Origin of the sequence: Salinivibrio sp. HTSP, from assembly GCF_003390965.1 — a bacterium.
Lineage (GTDB): Bacteria > Pseudomonadota > Gammaproteobacteria > Enterobacterales > Vibrionaceae > Salinivibrio > Salinivibrio kushneri.
Genome location: NZ_PXUD01000063.1, coordinates 63,652 through 79,473, shown reverse-complemented (window position 1 = coordinate 79,473; position 15,822 = coordinate 63,652). Strand labels below are relative to the sequence as shown.

Genomic DNA, 15,822 nt, shown 5'->3' with positions numbered 1-15,822 from the left:
ACGCCACAAAAGAATTGAGTAGACATGGTTACCTCCGGTATTAAAGACCGCACCTAAGTGTGTGGCAGATCTTCATGAGGGGGAGTCCATGTCATTCGTTATGTTCTCGGAGGTTTATGGAAAATTTCAAAATTAGCAGAATCCATACAAAGTCAGGTATTTTCAGGCTAACTGGAGTCATCAACGATGAAATTGATCTTAAAAGTATTAGATATATTTCTGCCGAATACATGGGAACTGACGGTTGGTGCGAACTCGATTTACAGTCAGAACATACTCAAAGCTTGCTACGAAGCATTCAAATTGAAGTGTTACAGCATCTAAGTTGAGGAAGTTTGTCTCATCTAGTAGACGTAGTTTTTAAACGGTCAATAGCCTCAATTAGCTACAAACATAGCAAAGGTATCAAGATGACACTAGACTTACTCCGCTTAGCCAGACAAGAATACAAACTCTTTACCTTCACGGCATAACAGAAAGTCACTCAGCTTACACAATCAAGGACGCATTTTGATCACCATTAGAAAAGCTAACCAAAACGATGCGCAGGCTATTTTTGATTTAAGAAACCGAGCTATTTTAGCGAAGTGTTCGGCACACTATACGGAAGAGCAGCTTTCACTTTGGACGCAGGGTACCGTGTCTGAGCGTTTTATGGCCGACGTGGTCGATACGTTTTACGTTTCTGAAATAGACGGACAGGTCATCGGTAGCGGTAAGCTCAACACACAAACTGGTCTAGTCGATGCCATCTTTGTTGAGCCAGATTACAGTGGCAGGGGGGCGGCGAAAAAGATGCTCCAGTTTTTAGAGCACCTAGCGAAAGAGCAGGGCTTGCGATTGCTAATGCTCGAATCCACGCTCAATGCAGCGCCTTTTTATCGCGCATGCGGCTTTGTGGGCGATGAGGTATCAACGTATCACTCCCAAAAAGGGATCCGTTTAGATTGCGTGCTGATGGAAAAACCACTCTAAATACAACATCGATAACAAGGAGCATATGCACATACCCAAGAATATGGAAATGACTGGCGAGGACGCAATTAAGGCGTTCATTTCCGATTATGGCTTTGGCGTTCTCGTTTCTAATGATTTGAATGCAACACACTTACCCTTAATCTATGAAGCAGAAGAAGAGGCGTTAGGCTGTCTTTATGGGCACTTTGGCAAGGCTAACGCACATTGGAAAGTAACTGAAAATCAGCGTGTTGTGGTTATTTTCAATGGGCCGCATTCGTATATATCACCATCCTGGTATGAGACAAAGCCCGCTGTACCCACATGGAATTATTCGGCTGTGCATTGTTACGGTGTCTTAAAGCTTTTGAGTGACAAAGAAAACGAATGGGCAATGAAGCAGCTTGTGGCGAAGTATGAGCCTGATCTGCTGGATGCACCGGAAATGATGCCAAACGATTATCAAGCGAAACTGCGCCAGTCAGTCGTGGGCTTTAAAATTGTTGTTGACGACATTCATGCAAAGGAAAAGTTAGGTCAACATCGAAAATCGGACGATCAAACGGGCGTGTTCGCCGCACTCAGTGACAGCACGAATCCAAATGATATCGCCTTGTCGGCGTATATGAAAAAACGCAATCTTGGGATCGGTAATAAGTAGCACCTGCCACTCGTGGTGTATTAGCAGCTAGCCGTCGAAGACTCAGGAAGATGAGTACGGCAGCTTCTCTAAAGTCTAAAACAAGAAAAACCACTGTAAACACAACACCGATAACAAGGAGCAAGGATGACTGACGCTTTATCACTCGTTTCAATAGGTTTCGCATTTTTTGTTGTCGCGGTCTCCCCGGGGCCGGCGAACATCTCCAACGCAACCATCGCCATGAGTAAGGGCCGAAAAGTCAGCCTTGTTTACGGCGCAGGGTTATCCATTGGGCTGCTGTTTTGGGGCATTGTCGCCGCCAGTGGCTTGGGGGTGGTGCTACAAGGGTCGGTGTATTTACTTATGCTGTTAAAAATCGTGGGTGGCGTTTATCTTCTATGGCTGGCTTACCTTTCTTTTAAATCATCCTTTAATGCCGCCGCGACGGTCTCCACAAACGATAACCAAGAAGCGGGATACCGAAAATGGTTTGTTCGTGGCGTGGTTTTAAATTCCTCTAATCCTAAAACCGTGGTGGCATGGATGGCGGCTTTGTCGGTTGGGATGGGTTCAAGCAGCGATGGGCTGTTTCTTGTCGCGGCGGTGCTGACTTGTATGCTGGTCGGCTTTTTGGTGAATGGGATGTACTCCCTGTTGTTTTCAATCAACGGCGTAATGAACGTCTACCAAAAAGTGGCGCATTGGGTTGAGCGAGTAGTGTCTGGGATCTTTGCGCTGGCAGGATTAGGATTGCTGCGCTCCGCCTTTAGCCGCAATCCTGCGTGAGGCTTTACCTCAACCCTACTTGAGAGATTAATCTGGTGCCATTCACATAAGGAGTCGACGATGACATCAGCACCCATGATTGAAGAGTATTTACATCGCCTCGGATTGAGTGAGGCGAAGGGCGTGGCACTGGTCACTGAGCTTGTTGAAAAGCACTTGGCGCGGTATGCGTTTTCTAGCTTTAATGCCTTGGCGGGGCAGCCGCTTTCTTTACAGACGGATGCTTTGTTTGAACGGTTGGTGGTGAACCAACAAGGTGGCTATTGCTTTGAGCACAATAAAATTGCCTACCTTGCCCTGAAACATTTGGGGTTTGAAGTGCGCAGTGTGCTAGCGCGGGTGATGCTTAATGGTAAGCCCACCAATCCACGCACCCACCGTATGAATGTGCTTGAGCTCGATGGCGAGACTTATCTAGCGGACGTTGGTTTTGGCAATAAGACCCCGCGCGGGTTACTCAATATCAACCAGCGCACCTGCACTATTGGGCACGATACCTATCAAATCACACGCAATGGCGATGTGGTGACCGTGGTATTACACGAGCCCGATCAACCGCCACTAACACTGTACGAGGTTGAGCTTTACGACGTAGTAGAAGCCGACTTTGAAGTGGCGCATTTCTATTCTCATCAACACCCCGATGCGGTTTTCGTCAATAACCTTGTGGTGTCGTTGATCACCGCTTCACACCGCTATTTGATCCGTAATCAGCAGTTTTTGGTCTGGGATGCGGCAGGGCACCTCATTACCGAAAAAAGCATCGATAGCGTCGAGGAGTTAACCCAGTTGGTTTATGAGGTGTTTTTATTGCAACCGCCCAAAGCCGTGTTGGAAACTGCGTTTGCACAGGTTACGGCCAACTCGGCGGCTTGAGTGAGCGGATATTAACGAGTACGTTCGTCTTGACGTACGTACTCGATGCCGTACAATTGTTTAAAATGCAATCACCGGAGAGGCGCTATGACGGGGATCACTGCCACTGAAGCGCGTAGCAAATTGTATCGGCTCATTGATGAAACCGCCGAATCACATCAGCCCATTGTTATTGCGGGCAAACGTAACAAAGCGGTGCTAATTTCAGAAGAAGACTGGTCAGCGATTCAGGAAACACTCTATTTGCTTTCTGTACCAGGGATGCGTGAGTCAATTCGCGAAGGCATCGCCACGCCGACGGATGAATGCGATGAGGAGTTGGACTGGTGACATGGAAGTTGGTTTACACCAAACAAGCCCAGAAAGACGCAAAAAAGCTGGCTTCCAGTGGCCTCAAACCAAAAGCGCAAGAACTGTTAGCACTGATTGAAGACGATCCCTACCGTAAACCTCCTCCGTTCGAAAAGCTTGTCGGCGATCTCACCGGTGCCTATTCACGCCGTATTAATATTCAGCATCGCTTGGTCTATCAAGTCCTCGAGGATGAACAGGTGGTGAAAGTGCTCAGGCTCTGGAGCCATTATGAGTAGTGGCTGATTCGAATCCCTTTTTCTCATTTTTTAAGGAACAAAGTGTGAAATCTATCTTCTTTTTTAATTCGATGTTGACGCCAAAACTGGTCACCGGACTGTATTGGCTGTTGTTGCTGATTGCGTTGTTCTCTGGGCTGGGCACTATGTTTGGTAGCTACGGCGGGATGCGGTTGGAAAACGTTGCTATTGGCCTGTTTACTATTGTTGCCGGTGCAGTAGGGGCAAGGATTTGGTGTGAGTTGATGATTGTGATCTTTAAAATCAACGAAAATCTTCAAAGTTTAAAAGACGTGAAGGAGCGTTCAGACGTGTAAATGCGTTGATATCATTGATGGTTAAAAAAGCCAGCGAGATGCTGGCTTTTTAGCAAGACTATCGGCGCCTTATTCTTGATACAGGCCGAGGTTTTCTTTGGCGTAGGCTTCAAATTCGGTAAAGCCGCCAACGTGCGCTTGGTCAACAAAGATTTGTGGCACGGTTTCAACTGGCTTGCCAACGGTTTTTTCTAGGTCAGCTTTGCTAATACCTTCTGCGTGGATATCCACATAGCGGTAGTTGAAATCTTCACGGCTTGTTTTTAGCTCTTCCGCGAGGTCTTTTGCGCGAACACAGAATGGGCAGCCAGGGCGGCCAAAAATTACGACGAACATAGTCATCTCCTTTAGCGTTAATACCTCTACTATGCCTGATGGGCGAACGTTAGAAAAGATGAATTTCCCTCTCGCACCAATAGGAAAAACCGATGATAAGCGCCAAGATGTGCCAACGCGTGCGGTGGCGAGCTTGTGGGGTTGGTGGGGAGTAAAGCGCCAGAGCAGGGTGATTGCTTCCATGTGTAGAAAGGTGTACAACCTCTCAATCCCGCTTTAACGGCTCAACGTCAAATAAGGAAGCACAATGAATCCAACGATTGAGACACTTCTTTCTCACCGCTCTATTCGTAAATTTACGCAAGATGCGATTTCTCCCGAGCAATTAACCCAGATTATTAATGCAGCGCGCGCGGCATCCAGCTCAAGCTTTTTACAGTGCACCAGTATTATTCGTGTGACGGACAAAGAAAAACGACGCGTGCTGGCGGAATACGCGGGCAACCAAGCGTATGTGGCCGATTGTGCGGAGTTTTTGGTGTGGTGTGCGGACTTCCATCGCCACGAGCAAATCAACCCGAATGCCAAGTTAGGCTTTACCGAGCAGACGCTGATCGGTGCGATTGATGGTGCCATCATGGCGCAAAATGCGATGGTGGCCGCGGAGTCGATGGGCTTTGGCGGCGTATATATCGGCGGCTTGCGCAACCAGCCGGAAAAGGTGGCCGAGTTGTTGGCGATGCCGAATCACGTGATGCCTTTGTTTGGTATGTGCTTGGGTGTGCCGGCGCAAGACCCCGAAACCAAGCCTAAATTACCCGCACAGCTTTTGGTGCACGAAAACAGCTATCAAGCCATTGATGAGGCGGCGCTAAGCGACTATGACAACCAAGTGCGTGAGTATTATCAAACCCGCACGGGCGGCAATAAAGACATGAGCTGGAGCGAGCAGATCTCCGCCACGCTAGAAAAAGAAGCGCGTCCGTTTATGAAAGACTTTCTGCACAGCAAAGGGTTTAGCACCCGTTAAGAGAGTGTCTAAACGTGATGGATAAAAAAGCAGCGTTTTGCTGCTTTTTTATTATTTATCACCTCGTTTTGTCCAGTTTGCTATCCGATTTGTTGGATTTATTGTCTAATCCTGCCGCTAAGCCCTAAAATCTATTTACATCTGCCCTGTAAACCGTAATATTGCCGCGTTTTTGCGCGTGATAATCACTTTTATCTGACGTTATCCGCGCTCATTTTTAATATTAAATTGTTTTTATACGAAGTAGGGCTCTGATGGAAAACAAACTGGCAAATCCTGCCCCTTTGGGGTTGATGGGTTTCGGCATGACCGCGGTATTATTGAACATTCATAATGCGGGTTTCTTCCCCATTGATAGCATGATTTTGGCGATGGGCATTTTTTATGGTGGCTTGGCACAAGTGATTGTCGGCATCATGGAATTCAAAAAGGGCAATACCTTTGGTACCACGGCATTCACCTCTTATGGCCTGTTTTGGCTGACGCTGGTAGGGCTAATTGTCATGCCAGAAATGGGGATTGCTCAACCGAGCCCAGCCGGCTTTATGGGTTGGTACTTGGTGATGTGGGGTGTGTTTACCGGCTTTATGTACATCGGTTCACGTCGTTACTGCCTGGCGAAGCAGTTTGTCTTTGCTAGCTTGACCGTACTTTTCTTCTTGCTAGCGGCACGCGATTTTACCGGCAATGCGCTGATTGGCACCATTGCAGGCTTTGAGGGAATTGTGTGTGGCTTGAGTGCGATTTACTTCGCGATGGCGCAGGTGCTTAACGAAGAATATGGCCGTACCGTGTTGCCCGTTGGCGAGCAAAAAGCAACGCTAGCACCGCAAACCGCGTAAACGCTTGATAGATTGTTGAGATCAAAAAAGCTCGGCCACTTACATGGCCGAGCTTTTTTATGCGCAATTAAGCGTGATAGTGAAGAATTAACACATCACTTTAACGGCCAATCCGCCTTGTGAGGTTTCGCGGTATTTGGCGTTCATGTCTTTGCCGGTTTCCATCATGGTTTCAATCACTTTATCTAGTGATACACGCGGCTCGGACGAACGTTGAAGTGCCATACGTGAGGCATTAATGGATTTCACCGCGGCAATGCCGTTACGCTCAATGCAAGGCACTTGTACTTGCCCGGCAACCGGGTCGCAAGTGAGGCCTAAGTTGTGTTCCATGGCGATTTCAGCCGCCATGCACACTTGGTGCGGGCTGCCGCCCATCAGTTCAGCGAGGCCGGCTGCGGCCATGGAGCAGGCAACGCCGACTTCACCCTGGCAACCCACTTCTGCCCCAGAGATGGAGGCGTTTTGTTTGTATAAACCACCAATTGCGCCAGAGGCGGCAAAAAAGCGGGTGTAGGTTGGTTTATCAACCGGCTCGATAAACTTGTCGTAGTAAGCTAGCACCGCAGGAATAATGCCACATGCGCCGTTGGTCGGGGCAGTGACCACGCGGCCACCGGCGGCGTTTTCTTCGTTAACGGCAAAGGCAAACATGTTCACCCAATCGACCACTGTCATGGGGTCAATGTTGTATTTTTCGCTGGTTTTTAACTGGTGACGTAAGGCGGCAGCACGGCGCGGTACGCGCAGCGGGCCAGGTAACACGCCTTCGTTTTCCATCCCGCGGTCCATACACGCCTGCATGGTTTGCCAAATATTGGCGAAATAGGTGTCGATTTCTTCTTGGCTGTGCATGCTACGCATGTTGGCCATCACCAAGCCACTGATGGAAAAGCCAGTTTCCTGGGTGAGTGCCAGTAAGCCGTCAGCGCTATTGAAGTCGTAAGGGACTTGCACCGCTTGCATGGCAGGCTGACCAAACTCGGCTTCTTCAACAATAAAGCCACCGCCAATCGAGTAATAGGTTTTACTCAGTACACACTCATCGCCTTGCCAAGCATGAATGCGCATGCCGTTCTCGTGCAGTGAGAGGTTAGAGGTATGAAAGTTCATCCCTCCGTCGCGTGGAAAGGCCACCGCGTGTTGCTGCTCACCCAATGGCAATTGCTCTGTCTCTTCGACCCGTTTAATAAAGCGGGGGATCGAGTCGATATCAACGGTTTCAGGGGTATTGCCCGCTAAGCCCATAATGGTAGCGATGTCGGTGTGGTGGCCTTTACCGGTGAGTGACAATGAGCCGTATACGTCAACCGTGACCCGATCGACGTCGGTTAAACGCTGACTGGCGGTTAGCTCATCAACAAAGCACTTGCCCGCTTTCATTGGGCCAACCGTATGAGAACTGGATGGGCCAACGCCAATCTTAAAAATGTCAAAAACACTGATCATGTGTCTACCTCAGTCAATGCCCTAAGGGCAATGGATTTAGTGTTTACGCCATCCGTCCATGGTATTGACTGTGATGGCAAGCACAGGCTCGCCATAATGAAAAGGAGCAGCCTTCACTGCTCCTTGTTAGCCGCAAACATCGATGGATGCGGAGGGCATTGCGCCCAATGCAGCAGTCCTATAGCGCCTGCTGCGCGCGCTGTGTCCGATTAAGCAAGACGGCTGATTCAGAATCGTTGGAGATTAAGAGATCATGCTGTACGTAATCGCTGAAATGGCTACCAGCCCCATAATCAGAACAAAAGCGTTGCTGATTGTACCTGAATATTTCTGCATTGCTGGCACGTTTTTCACGGCATACATTGGCATAATAAACAGGATGGTGGCAATGATTGGGCCGCCAAGTGATTCAATCATCCCCAAAATGCTTGGATTGAGGGTGGCGACGAGCCAAATGGTTAGGATCATGAATACCACGGTAAACACGTTGATTTTTTTGCGATCAACCGGCTTACCCATGCTGCGTAGCGCTTTGGTGGCAATCCCGTTCAGGCCTTCACGTGCGCCCAGGTAGTGACCAAAGAACGAGGACACAATGGCAACAAAGGCCACCAATGGACCCAAGAAGGAAATGAACGGGCTTTCATGTTTGTTGGCCAAGTAAGAAAGAATCGCAATGTTTTCCGCTTTCGCCGCTTCTAAATCCGCTGGCGTCAGTGACAGCACGCAAGAGAACACAAACAGCATCACGAAACCGACCAACATGGCCGCTGAGCGCATCAGGATCTGGCCAGACTTGTATTCCGCGTCGTCGCCGTGATCACGGCGCTGTGCCAAGGAAAAAGACGAAATCGCCGGGCTGTGGTTAAAGGCGAAAACCAGCACTGGAATCGAGATCCAAAGGGTAATAGTAAAGTCACCCGCGGACGGCACTTGCGATAGCGCCGCGGTGTTCCACTCTGGGATCAGGTAGATGGACATAAAGACCAAGATCCCAACCAGCGGGTAGACCAAAAACTGGGTGACGCGCAGCATCATTTTCTCGCCCAGTAGCATCACCGACATCATGCCGAGGATCAGTGCTAGCGAGAGGATCGCACGTGGCGGTGACGCCATGCCAAGCTGGTTGACCAAGAAGGAGTCAACGGTGTTGGTGATCCCCACGCCATAAATCAGCACAATCGGATAAATGGCAAAGAAGTACAGCAAGGTAATCAATTTACCCGCGCCAACACCAAAGTGTTCTTCAACCACTTCGGTAATGTCGCTGCCCGCATTTTTAGAAGATAAAACAAAACGAGAGAGGCCGCGGTGGGCAAAGAAGGTCATTGGGCCGACAAGCAGGGTCATGACCACTAATGGCCAGAAGCCACTCATGCCTGCGTTGATTGGAAGGAAAAGAATACCCGCGCCAACCGCGGTGCCAAAAAGGGAAAGCGCCCAGGTTGTATCTTGTTTGGTCCAGCGCGGGCGCGACGTTGCGCGGGTACCTGTCGTCGAGGTGGTTTGCATAACAATACTACTCACATTGTCGGGAACAGAAATCAGGGAAGGCGAATTCTGGCGATTTCCACAGAGAAAACCAAGAGCTAGATCGCTATATGAAAAGTGGTGCGCAGACTATTGCACCAAAATGTGATGACTATCAATAACGAAAGGTGGATTGCTCTACTATGCAGGCATAGATGTATAGATATTTGTTGGATAAATATGCATCAATGTGCGTCTAAAGCCATATTGTTTGAGTGGTTATGAGCAGATTGACGAGTGGTGACCCGAGGGGGAAAACAATGTTAGTTGGCTGATTAACGCACGAAGCAATTGCGCAGTGGCGCCCCAAATCAGCCGGTCTTGGTGATAAAACGCACACACAGGGTGCCACTGGCCATAGAGTAAGAAAGACTGCTCGCGAATATGCCCCGGACGACAAAGAGTATCCAACGGTACTTCAAAGCAGGCGGCGACTTCGTTGTCATCCAGACAAGGCTGGTACTCGGGGTCGACCCACGCCAGGACAGGGTGAATGTAATAGCCAGTAACGGTGGGAAGTGGGCATAAGTGGCCAATAATCGCCTCAGGGGCAACACGAATCCCGGTTTCTTCCCACATTTCCCGCGTGGCGGTGGCGGTGTTATCTCTGTCAGAAGACTCCCGCTTGCCGCCTGGGAAACTGACTTGGCCAGGATGATGTTTTAAGTGACTCGCGCGCTGGGTTAATACCAGTTGGATCCCGTTTTCGCGCGGCACTAGGCCGATTAGCACCGCCGCGGGTTGAAAGTCAGCGCCACCCAAAATTCTGGGGGAGAGGCGAACGCGATTCAAAATGCGGCTGTCGTGGCGCGCCAGCGGGGTTAACGAAAAAGCCCGGGTTACATCCGCAGGCGATAAGGGGCGGCCTGGCTCGTCACAAATGGATTGAGGATGCGTCAGGGATGCAGACCAAGAAGCTGCTTTCGCGCCCAACGTACAGCGGATTGGCGTGAAATAAGCATGTTCCTCGGCGATTAGCGTCATCGTGACTCCGTTAAATCAGTTAAAGGGGCAGCCAAGCTATCATCGTCTGCCAGCACGGGGAGGATGCGGCTGACTTTGTCGAGCGTTTCTTGATACTCGGCGTCTGCCTCGCTATCAGCGACCAAACCGCCACCGGCCCACACATGCAGTTGGCCTTGGTGGCCGACCAGGGTACGAATGGTAATACTCGAATCCATCCGGCCACAGCGACTGAGGTAGGCAAAACTGCCGCAATAAATATGGCGACGGTGTGGCTCAAGCTCTTCAATAATTTCCATGGCGCGTACTTTGGGAGCACCGGTAATTGAGCCACCGGGAAACGCCGCGCGAAGCAGATCGAGGCCTGTTTTTTCGTCAGGGAGCCTACCCGTCACCGTACTCACCATATGGTGGACGGCGGGAAAGCTCTCTATATCAAAGAGTTTAGGCACAGAAACCGAGCCTGGCGAGGCAACTCGGCCAATATCGTTCCTGAGCAAATCGACAATCATCAAATTTTCAGCACGATCTTTTTCCGCCGATTTCAGTGCTTGAGCGCTGTCGGCATCTTGTTGCGGGTCGGTATAGCGAGGGCGCGTACCCTTGATAGGCTTGGTTTCAATCTGTTGATTATGTACGGAAAGAAACCGCTCCGGTGACACGGATAATATGGCACTGTCCGCTAAGCGGATAAAGCCAGAGAAGGGCGCACCATTACGGGTCGCTAATTTCCGATAGGCTTGCCACTCGTCACCTTGATAGGAGGCGGAAAAGCGTTGAGCCAAGTTGATTTGGTAGCAATCACCGGCATGTAAATACGCTTGCACTTGGGCAAATTTTTGCTGGTATTGCGTCTCGGTCATGTTCGCGCGCCAGCGTTCGGTGAGTGCAAACGATGGGTGGGACGGTGCAGCCTGATGAGTGAGCCACTGCCAGCGCTGATCGCTGTCAGGGGCAATCACCACCGCTTGGCGCTGATGATGATCAATCACCACTGCCCAGTCGTAGAGACCAACCGCCATGTCGGGGACATTGAGCTCGTCTTTAGCCCGCGTGGGTAGGGTTTCAACACAGCGCCCTAAGTCATAACCAAAATACCCGAGGGCGCCGCCGGTAAAGGGCCAGGGGGCGATTTCAGAAACCGCTGGTAATAGCTGTGCTTGTAATTGCGCGACCCAGTGAAAGGGGTCGTGATCGTCAGTGGTGGTGTGCCCATCGGGGTAGCGCGTGGTCACTTGATTGTGGCGCGCGGTCACCGTGGCGATGGGATCGGCGACCAGGATATCGAAGCGACTATCTGGATGCGTCCGTGTGGCCGAGTGGAGCAACATCGCCCAGGGCTGATGAGCGACCTTATCAAACAGGGTCAACGCAAGATCCGGGGCGTAGTCGATTGGCGTAGTAGTGAGCTTCATGGCGTTCTGTGGTTGCATTCTTCTTTTTGTGATCACGGTTGAGACGCCGTGTGGCGCGCAGATAGCGCTAACCGTATCATAGCTAGGCCTTTTCCGGCACGAGCAACAATAAAAGACGAAGCGAGGTTGCTGTCAACCATCGACTTCTCTATCACAGAGCAGTAAAACTGCCTAGCCAAACGATAATAACGAGGGGAAGGCCTCCCCAACACTGGATACCCGCTTTGGGTCCTGCACATGACACCAGAGGCAATGATGACCACAATTAAACAGCAAGACGTGATCGAAAGTGTTGCAGATGCCCTGCAATATATCTCTTACTACCATCCCCTTGATTTTGTTCAAGCCCTTGAAAAAGCCTACGACAAGGAGCAAAGCCAAGCGGCGAAAGATGCTATCGCGCAAATTTTGATTAACTCGCGAATGTCGGCCGAGGGCAAGCGCCCGATCTGCCAGGACACGGGCATTGTGACCTGTTTTGTCAAAGTGGGGATGGCGGTGCAGTGGGACCGCCACGATATGACGGTGCAGCAAATGGTGGATGAAGGGGTGCGACGTGCGTACACCAATCCTGACAACCCGTTGCGTGCCTCTGTGGTGGCTGATCCGGCAGGTAAACGCCAAAACACTCGTGATAACAGCCCGGCAGTGGTGCACATTGATATGGTGCCAGGCGACACCGTGGATATTCAAATCGCCGCGAAGGGCGGTGGTTCTGAAAACAAAACCAAAATGGTGATGCTCAACCCATCGGATGATGTTGCCGAGTGGGTAGAAAAAACGTTGCCTGCAATGGGCGCGGGTTGGTGTCCACCGGGCATGCTGGGTATCGGCATTGGCGGCACGGCAGAAAAAGCCGCGGTGTTAGCCAAAGAGTCACTGATGGAGCACATTGATATTCAAGCGCTTATCGAGCGTGGTCCAAGCAATGCCGATGAAGCGCTGCGCCTCGATATTTTCAATCGTGTCAATAAGCTGGGCATCGGTGCCCAGGGGTTGGGCGGTTTAACCACGGTGGTGGATGTAAAAGTGAAAACCGCCCCAACGCACGCTGCGTCTAAACCTGTGTGCTTAATTCCGAACTGTGCTGCCACCCGCCATGTGCATTTTACACTTGATGGCACCGGGCCTGCCGAATTGGCGCCACCCAAATTGGACGACTGGCCGCAAGTCACTTGGGAAGTCGGCGATAATGTACGTCGTGTCAACCTCGACACGGTCACCAAAGAAGACGTGCAAAGCTGGCAAACCGGTGAAACCGTGCTGTTATCAGGCAAAATTCTGACCGGACGCGACGCCGCACACAAACGCTTGCAAGAAATGCTGCGCAATGGAGAAGGCCTTCCCGAAGGCGTCGATTTTAACGGTCGCTTTATCTATTACGTGGGCCCCGTTGATGCAGTGGGTGATGAAGTGGTTGGCCCCGCAGGCCCTACCACGTCGACCCGTATGGATAAGTTCACCGATATGATGCTCGCCGAAACCGGCTTGATGGGCATGATTGGTAAAGCTGAGCGTGGCTCGGCGGCGGTTGAGTCAATCAAGAACCACAAAGCCGTGTACTTGATGGCGGTTGGCGGCGCAGCCTATTTGGTCTCGAAAGCGATCAAGCATGCACGCGTAGTGGCGTTTGAAGATTTGGGAATGGAAGCCATCTACGAGTTTGACGTCGAAGACATGCCAGTCACGGTGGCCGTCGACTCACAAGGACAAAATGCGCATCAGATTGGCCCAGACACCTGGAAGGTGAAGATCGCCGAAATGGATGATTAATCCACTAACTTGGTTTGTTCGGTCCAACGTCTGCTTGCGTTAGCGAGAGGGCGTTGCGTCGGGCAGCGTTTAAGTGGATAGAAACCATAAAAAAATGCGCCAAATTGGCGCATTTTTTGTCTATCAGATGGAGTAACGCGTAAAGACGTTACAGCGTGGGCTAGGCCACTTCCTCTTCTGCCAGGTCGAACGAGGCAGCAATCAGGTTACGCGTGTACTCGTTTTGCGGGTGATGGAAGATTTCCTCTGGGGTACCGGCTTCCATGACTTTCCCTTTTTGCATCACCATCACCCGATCGGAGAGGGCACGAACCACACTCAAATCGTGGCTGATAAACAGGTAACCGATGTTATGGCGTTTTTGAATATCTTTCAGCAAGTCGATGACCGTCAGCTGTACGGAGCGGTCCAGTGCCGAAGTTGGCTCATCCAGCAAGATAAACGCAGGGTTCAAAATCAACGCACGTGCTATCGCGATACGCTGACGCTGACCGCCGGAGAACTCGTGCGGATAACGGTTGATCGCTGAGGTATCTAGACGTACCTCATACAGTGCATCTTTCACCCGCTCGAGACGCTCTTTTTTGCTCAACTCGGGGAAATGCGTGCGCAAGCCTTCGGCAACGATTTCACCGACTGTCATGCGTGGCGACAAAGAGCCAAATGGGTCTTGGAACACCATCTGCATATCGCGGCAAAGCGCTTTGTTCTCGCTGTTTTTGATCCCGTGGATATCTTGGCCTTTAAAGCAAACGCGACCTTCAGCGACGGGCAACAGGCGCATAATGGCGCGGCCTAGGGTTGATTTGCCTGAGCCAGACTCACCGACAATACCCAAGGTTTCGCCTCGGCGCAGTGATAAGCTGATATCACTGACCGCTTCGAAATAGCGTTTGTTGCCACCAAAGAAGTCTGCCCCCAAGAAGTACTTGATGGTGACGTTATCCACGGTGAGCAAGTTTTCTGCATCGTCCTGCGGGGCTTCTTTACGGCCACGTGGCACCGCGTCGATCAGCATCTTGGTGTAATCTTTTTGTGGGTTCTCGAATAGAGCTTGGGTGTCGTTGGTCTCGACCACTTCGCCTTTACACATGACCACCACACGATCGGCCAGGTGTTTAACCACGCCGAGATCATGCGAAATAAACATGATGGCCATGCCCATTTTTTGCTGAAGCTCGCCAATCAGATTAAGCACTTCCGCTTGTACCGTGACGTCAAGGGCGGTGGTTGGCTCGTCGGCAATCAACAAATCCGGTTCGTTAACCAGTGCCATGGCAATCATGATGCGTTGTAGCTGGCCGCCAGAAAACTCGTGCGGATACTTTTCTAACGCGCTGGTTGGATTAGGCAAGTGAACCAGGTTTAACAAGTCGATGATGCGCTGTTTTGCCTTCTCAGCTGTGGTGCGATGGTGACATTGAATCGCTTCGGTCAACTGCTCACCAACGCGCATGTACGGGTTAAGCGAGGTCATCGGCTCTTGGAAGATCATGGCAACACGATCGCCGCGCATCTTCTGAATTTGCTTGGTGGACAGCGTCAACACATTGGTGTCGTTAAAGGTCACTTTAGAGGCCGGTTTTACCAGTGCGTTATTGGGGAGCAGCCCCATCACGGCGCTACTAGAAACCGATTTTCCCGACCCTGATTCACCAACGATTGCCACGGTTTCACCGGGCATGATGTCAAAGCTAACATTTTTAACGGCATCGACCATGCCATCGTTGGTGGTAAATGACACACTCAGGTTTTCGACACTGAGAAGTGGCTTAGAAGCAGATGAAGACATCATCACCTCACTGGTTGATTATTCGACGTCACGAGTTCACCGACAGCCTTCGACGCTGAATGCGCTCAGTATCGTTGGCGCGGTAGAGACTCGATGATTTGGATGGTCGCCTGCGATTGATATGCAAACGCCCGTCATTCGTGTTGGGTTGGTCATTGTTGGCCGCAGCCACAATGCACGCCCTGATGCGGATATCAGCCGGCTGGGGCGTTTCATCAAAGGCAAAAACAGGCATGATGAACAGCTTGCGCCAGTGGAAGAGGTAGGATACGAGTGTCGCGATAACCGAAAGACGCTTAAGGTTACCTCTCCTTGCGAACACAGCTTTTCAACATCATCCAGTGTTGAAACCAAGCAGCGTGAATATCCATATATCACCCACACAATATACGATTCGGATATAAAAGCAAATCGTTATTGCGCGCAAGGTTTGTGATGCCAGAGTTTGAGCTGTCAGACAAAAACACCCTTGTTTACGTTTTATACAGTGAAATATCTGTCTTTTCGTGGGGGTGACTATGGCTGATTCGCGCTGAAGACGCTGAGTGAACCGAGCAGTGCGGTTAGCTTATGTGGCTTGCAA

17 protein-coding genes are annotated in these 15,822 nt (G+C 50.7%); 11 read left to right on the top strand and 6 right to left on the bottom strand.

The window, feature by feature from the left end:
• Positions 1-510: 510 nt before the first annotated feature.
• From C7A19_RS11950 to C7A19_RS11920, 7 genes are all read left to right on the top strand, one after another.
• Positions 511-975, top strand: coding sequence for a GNAT family N-acetyltransferase (locus C7A19_RS11950; RefSeq protein WP_116644980.1), 465 nt, complete (start codon positions 511-513; stop codon positions 973-975).
• Between the two features lie 25 nt (positions 976-1,000).
• On the top strand, positions 1,001-1,618 hold the full coding sequence (locus tag C7A19_RS11945) for an FMN-binding negative transcriptional regulator (protein WP_116644979.1): 618 nt from the start codon (positions 1,001-1,003) through the stop codon (positions 1,616-1,618).
• 126 nt (positions 1,619-1,744) lie between these two features.
• A complete protein-coding gene (locus C7A19_RS11940) occupies positions 1,745-2,386 on the top strand; it encodes a LysE family translocator (RefSeq protein ID WP_116644978.1) in 642 nt (213 codons plus the stop codon).
• Between the two features lie 60 nt (positions 2,387-2,446).
• The gene (locus tag C7A19_RS11935) at positions 2,447-3,262 is read left to right on the top strand and encodes an arylamine N-acetyltransferase (protein ID WP_116644977.1); all 816 of its coding nucleotides are present in this window, start codon (positions 2,447-2,449) and stop codon (positions 3,260-3,262) included.
• Between the two features lie 87 nt (positions 3,263-3,349).
• Positions 3,350-3,592: a type II toxin-antitoxin system Phd/YefM family antitoxin gene (locus C7A19_RS11930; protein ID WP_021022842.1), complete on the top strand. Its 243-nt coding sequence runs from the start codon at positions 3,350-3,352 to the stop codon at positions 3,590-3,592.
• Positions 3,589-3,852: a Txe/YoeB family addiction module toxin gene (locus C7A19_RS11925; RefSeq protein WP_069587257.1), complete on the top strand. Its 264-nt coding sequence runs from the start codon at positions 3,589-3,591 to the stop codon at positions 3,850-3,852. Before C7A19_RS11930 ends, C7A19_RS11925 begins: the two co-directional genes overlap by 4 nt.
• A gap of 44 nt (positions 3,853-3,896) precedes the next feature.
• Positions 3,897-4,169: a DUF4282 domain-containing protein gene (locus C7A19_RS11920; RefSeq protein WP_069587258.1), complete on the top strand. Its 273-nt coding sequence runs from the start codon at positions 3,897-3,899 to the stop codon at positions 4,167-4,169.
• A 69-nt stretch (positions 4,170-4,238) separates the two neighbouring features.
• Here the strand turns inward: C7A19_RS11920 and C7A19_RS11915 are convergent, their stop codons facing one another.
• Positions 4,239-4,505 (bottom strand): GrxA family glutaredoxin, encoded by a 267-nt coding sequence (locus tag C7A19_RS11915; RefSeq protein ID WP_077458277.1) that lies wholly within the window; start codon positions 4,503-4,505, stop codon positions 4,239-4,241.
• A gap of 247 nt (positions 4,506-4,752) precedes the next feature.
• Here C7A19_RS11915 and nfsA point away from each other — a divergent pair, with 247 nt between their 5' ends.
• Both nfsA and C7A19_RS11905 read left to right on the top strand, forming a co-directional pair.
• Entirely contained in the window at positions 4,753-5,475 is a 723-nt protein-coding gene (nfsA, locus tag C7A19_RS11910) for an oxygen-insensitive NADPH nitroreductase (RefSeq protein ID WP_116644976.1), read from the top strand.
• Between the two features lie 254 nt (positions 5,476-5,729).
• Complete coding sequence (locus C7A19_RS11905; protein ID WP_116644975.1) at positions 5,730-6,317, top strand: GPR1/FUN34/YaaH family transporter; 588 nt, start codon at positions 5,730-5,732, stop codon at positions 6,315-6,317.
• Between the two features lie 87 nt (positions 6,318-6,404).
• On the opposite strand, the gene C7A19_RS11900 is transcribed toward C7A19_RS11905, so the two are convergent.
• From C7A19_RS11900 to pabB, 4 genes are all read right to left on the bottom strand, one after another.
• Positions 6,405-7,766, bottom strand: a complete 1,362-nt coding sequence (locus tag C7A19_RS11900; RefSeq protein WP_116644974.1) for an L-serine ammonia-lyase — start codon at positions 7,764-7,766, stop codon at positions 6,405-6,407.
• Between the two features lie 243 nt (positions 7,767-8,009).
• Positions 8,010-9,278, bottom strand: a complete 1,269-nt coding sequence (locus tag C7A19_RS11895; RefSeq protein WP_069362540.1) for a serine/threonine transporter — start codon at positions 9,276-9,278, stop codon at positions 8,010-8,012.
• Positions 9,279-9,515: 237 nt separating this feature from the next.
• Positions 9,516-10,280, bottom strand: coding sequence for a CoA pyrophosphatase (locus tag C7A19_RS11890; protein ID WP_116644973.1), 765 nt, complete (start codon positions 10,278-10,280; stop codon positions 9,516-9,518).
• Positions 10,277-11,674, bottom strand: coding sequence for an aminodeoxychorismate synthase component 1 (pabB, locus tag C7A19_RS11885; protein WP_077521586.1), 1,398 nt, complete (start codon positions 11,672-11,674; stop codon positions 10,277-10,279). The genes C7A19_RS11890 and pabB overlap by 4 nt, the downstream gene beginning before the upstream one ends.
• 255 nt (positions 11,675-11,929) lie before the next feature.
• On the opposite strand from pabB, the gene C7A19_RS11880 reads away from it, so the two are divergent.
• Complete coding sequence (locus C7A19_RS11880; protein ID WP_069362562.1) at positions 11,930-13,447, top strand: fumarate hydratase; 1,518 nt, start codon at positions 11,930-11,932, stop codon at positions 13,445-13,447.
• Between the two features lie 160 nt (positions 13,448-13,607).
• On the opposite strand, the gene C7A19_RS11875 is transcribed toward C7A19_RS11880, so the two are convergent.
• Entirely contained in the window at positions 13,608-15,239 is a 1,632-nt protein-coding gene (locus tag C7A19_RS11875) for an ABC transporter ATP-binding protein (protein WP_046073121.1), read from the bottom strand.
• A gap of 121 nt (positions 15,240-15,360) precedes the next feature.
• Between C7A19_RS11875 and C7A19_RS15610 the strand changes: the two genes are divergently transcribed.
• Positions 15,361-15,675 (top strand): hypothetical protein, encoded by a 315-nt coding sequence (locus C7A19_RS15610; RefSeq protein ID WP_116644972.1) that lies wholly within the window; start codon positions 15,361-15,363, stop codon positions 15,673-15,675.
• Positions 15,676-15,822 lie beyond the last annotated feature (147 nt).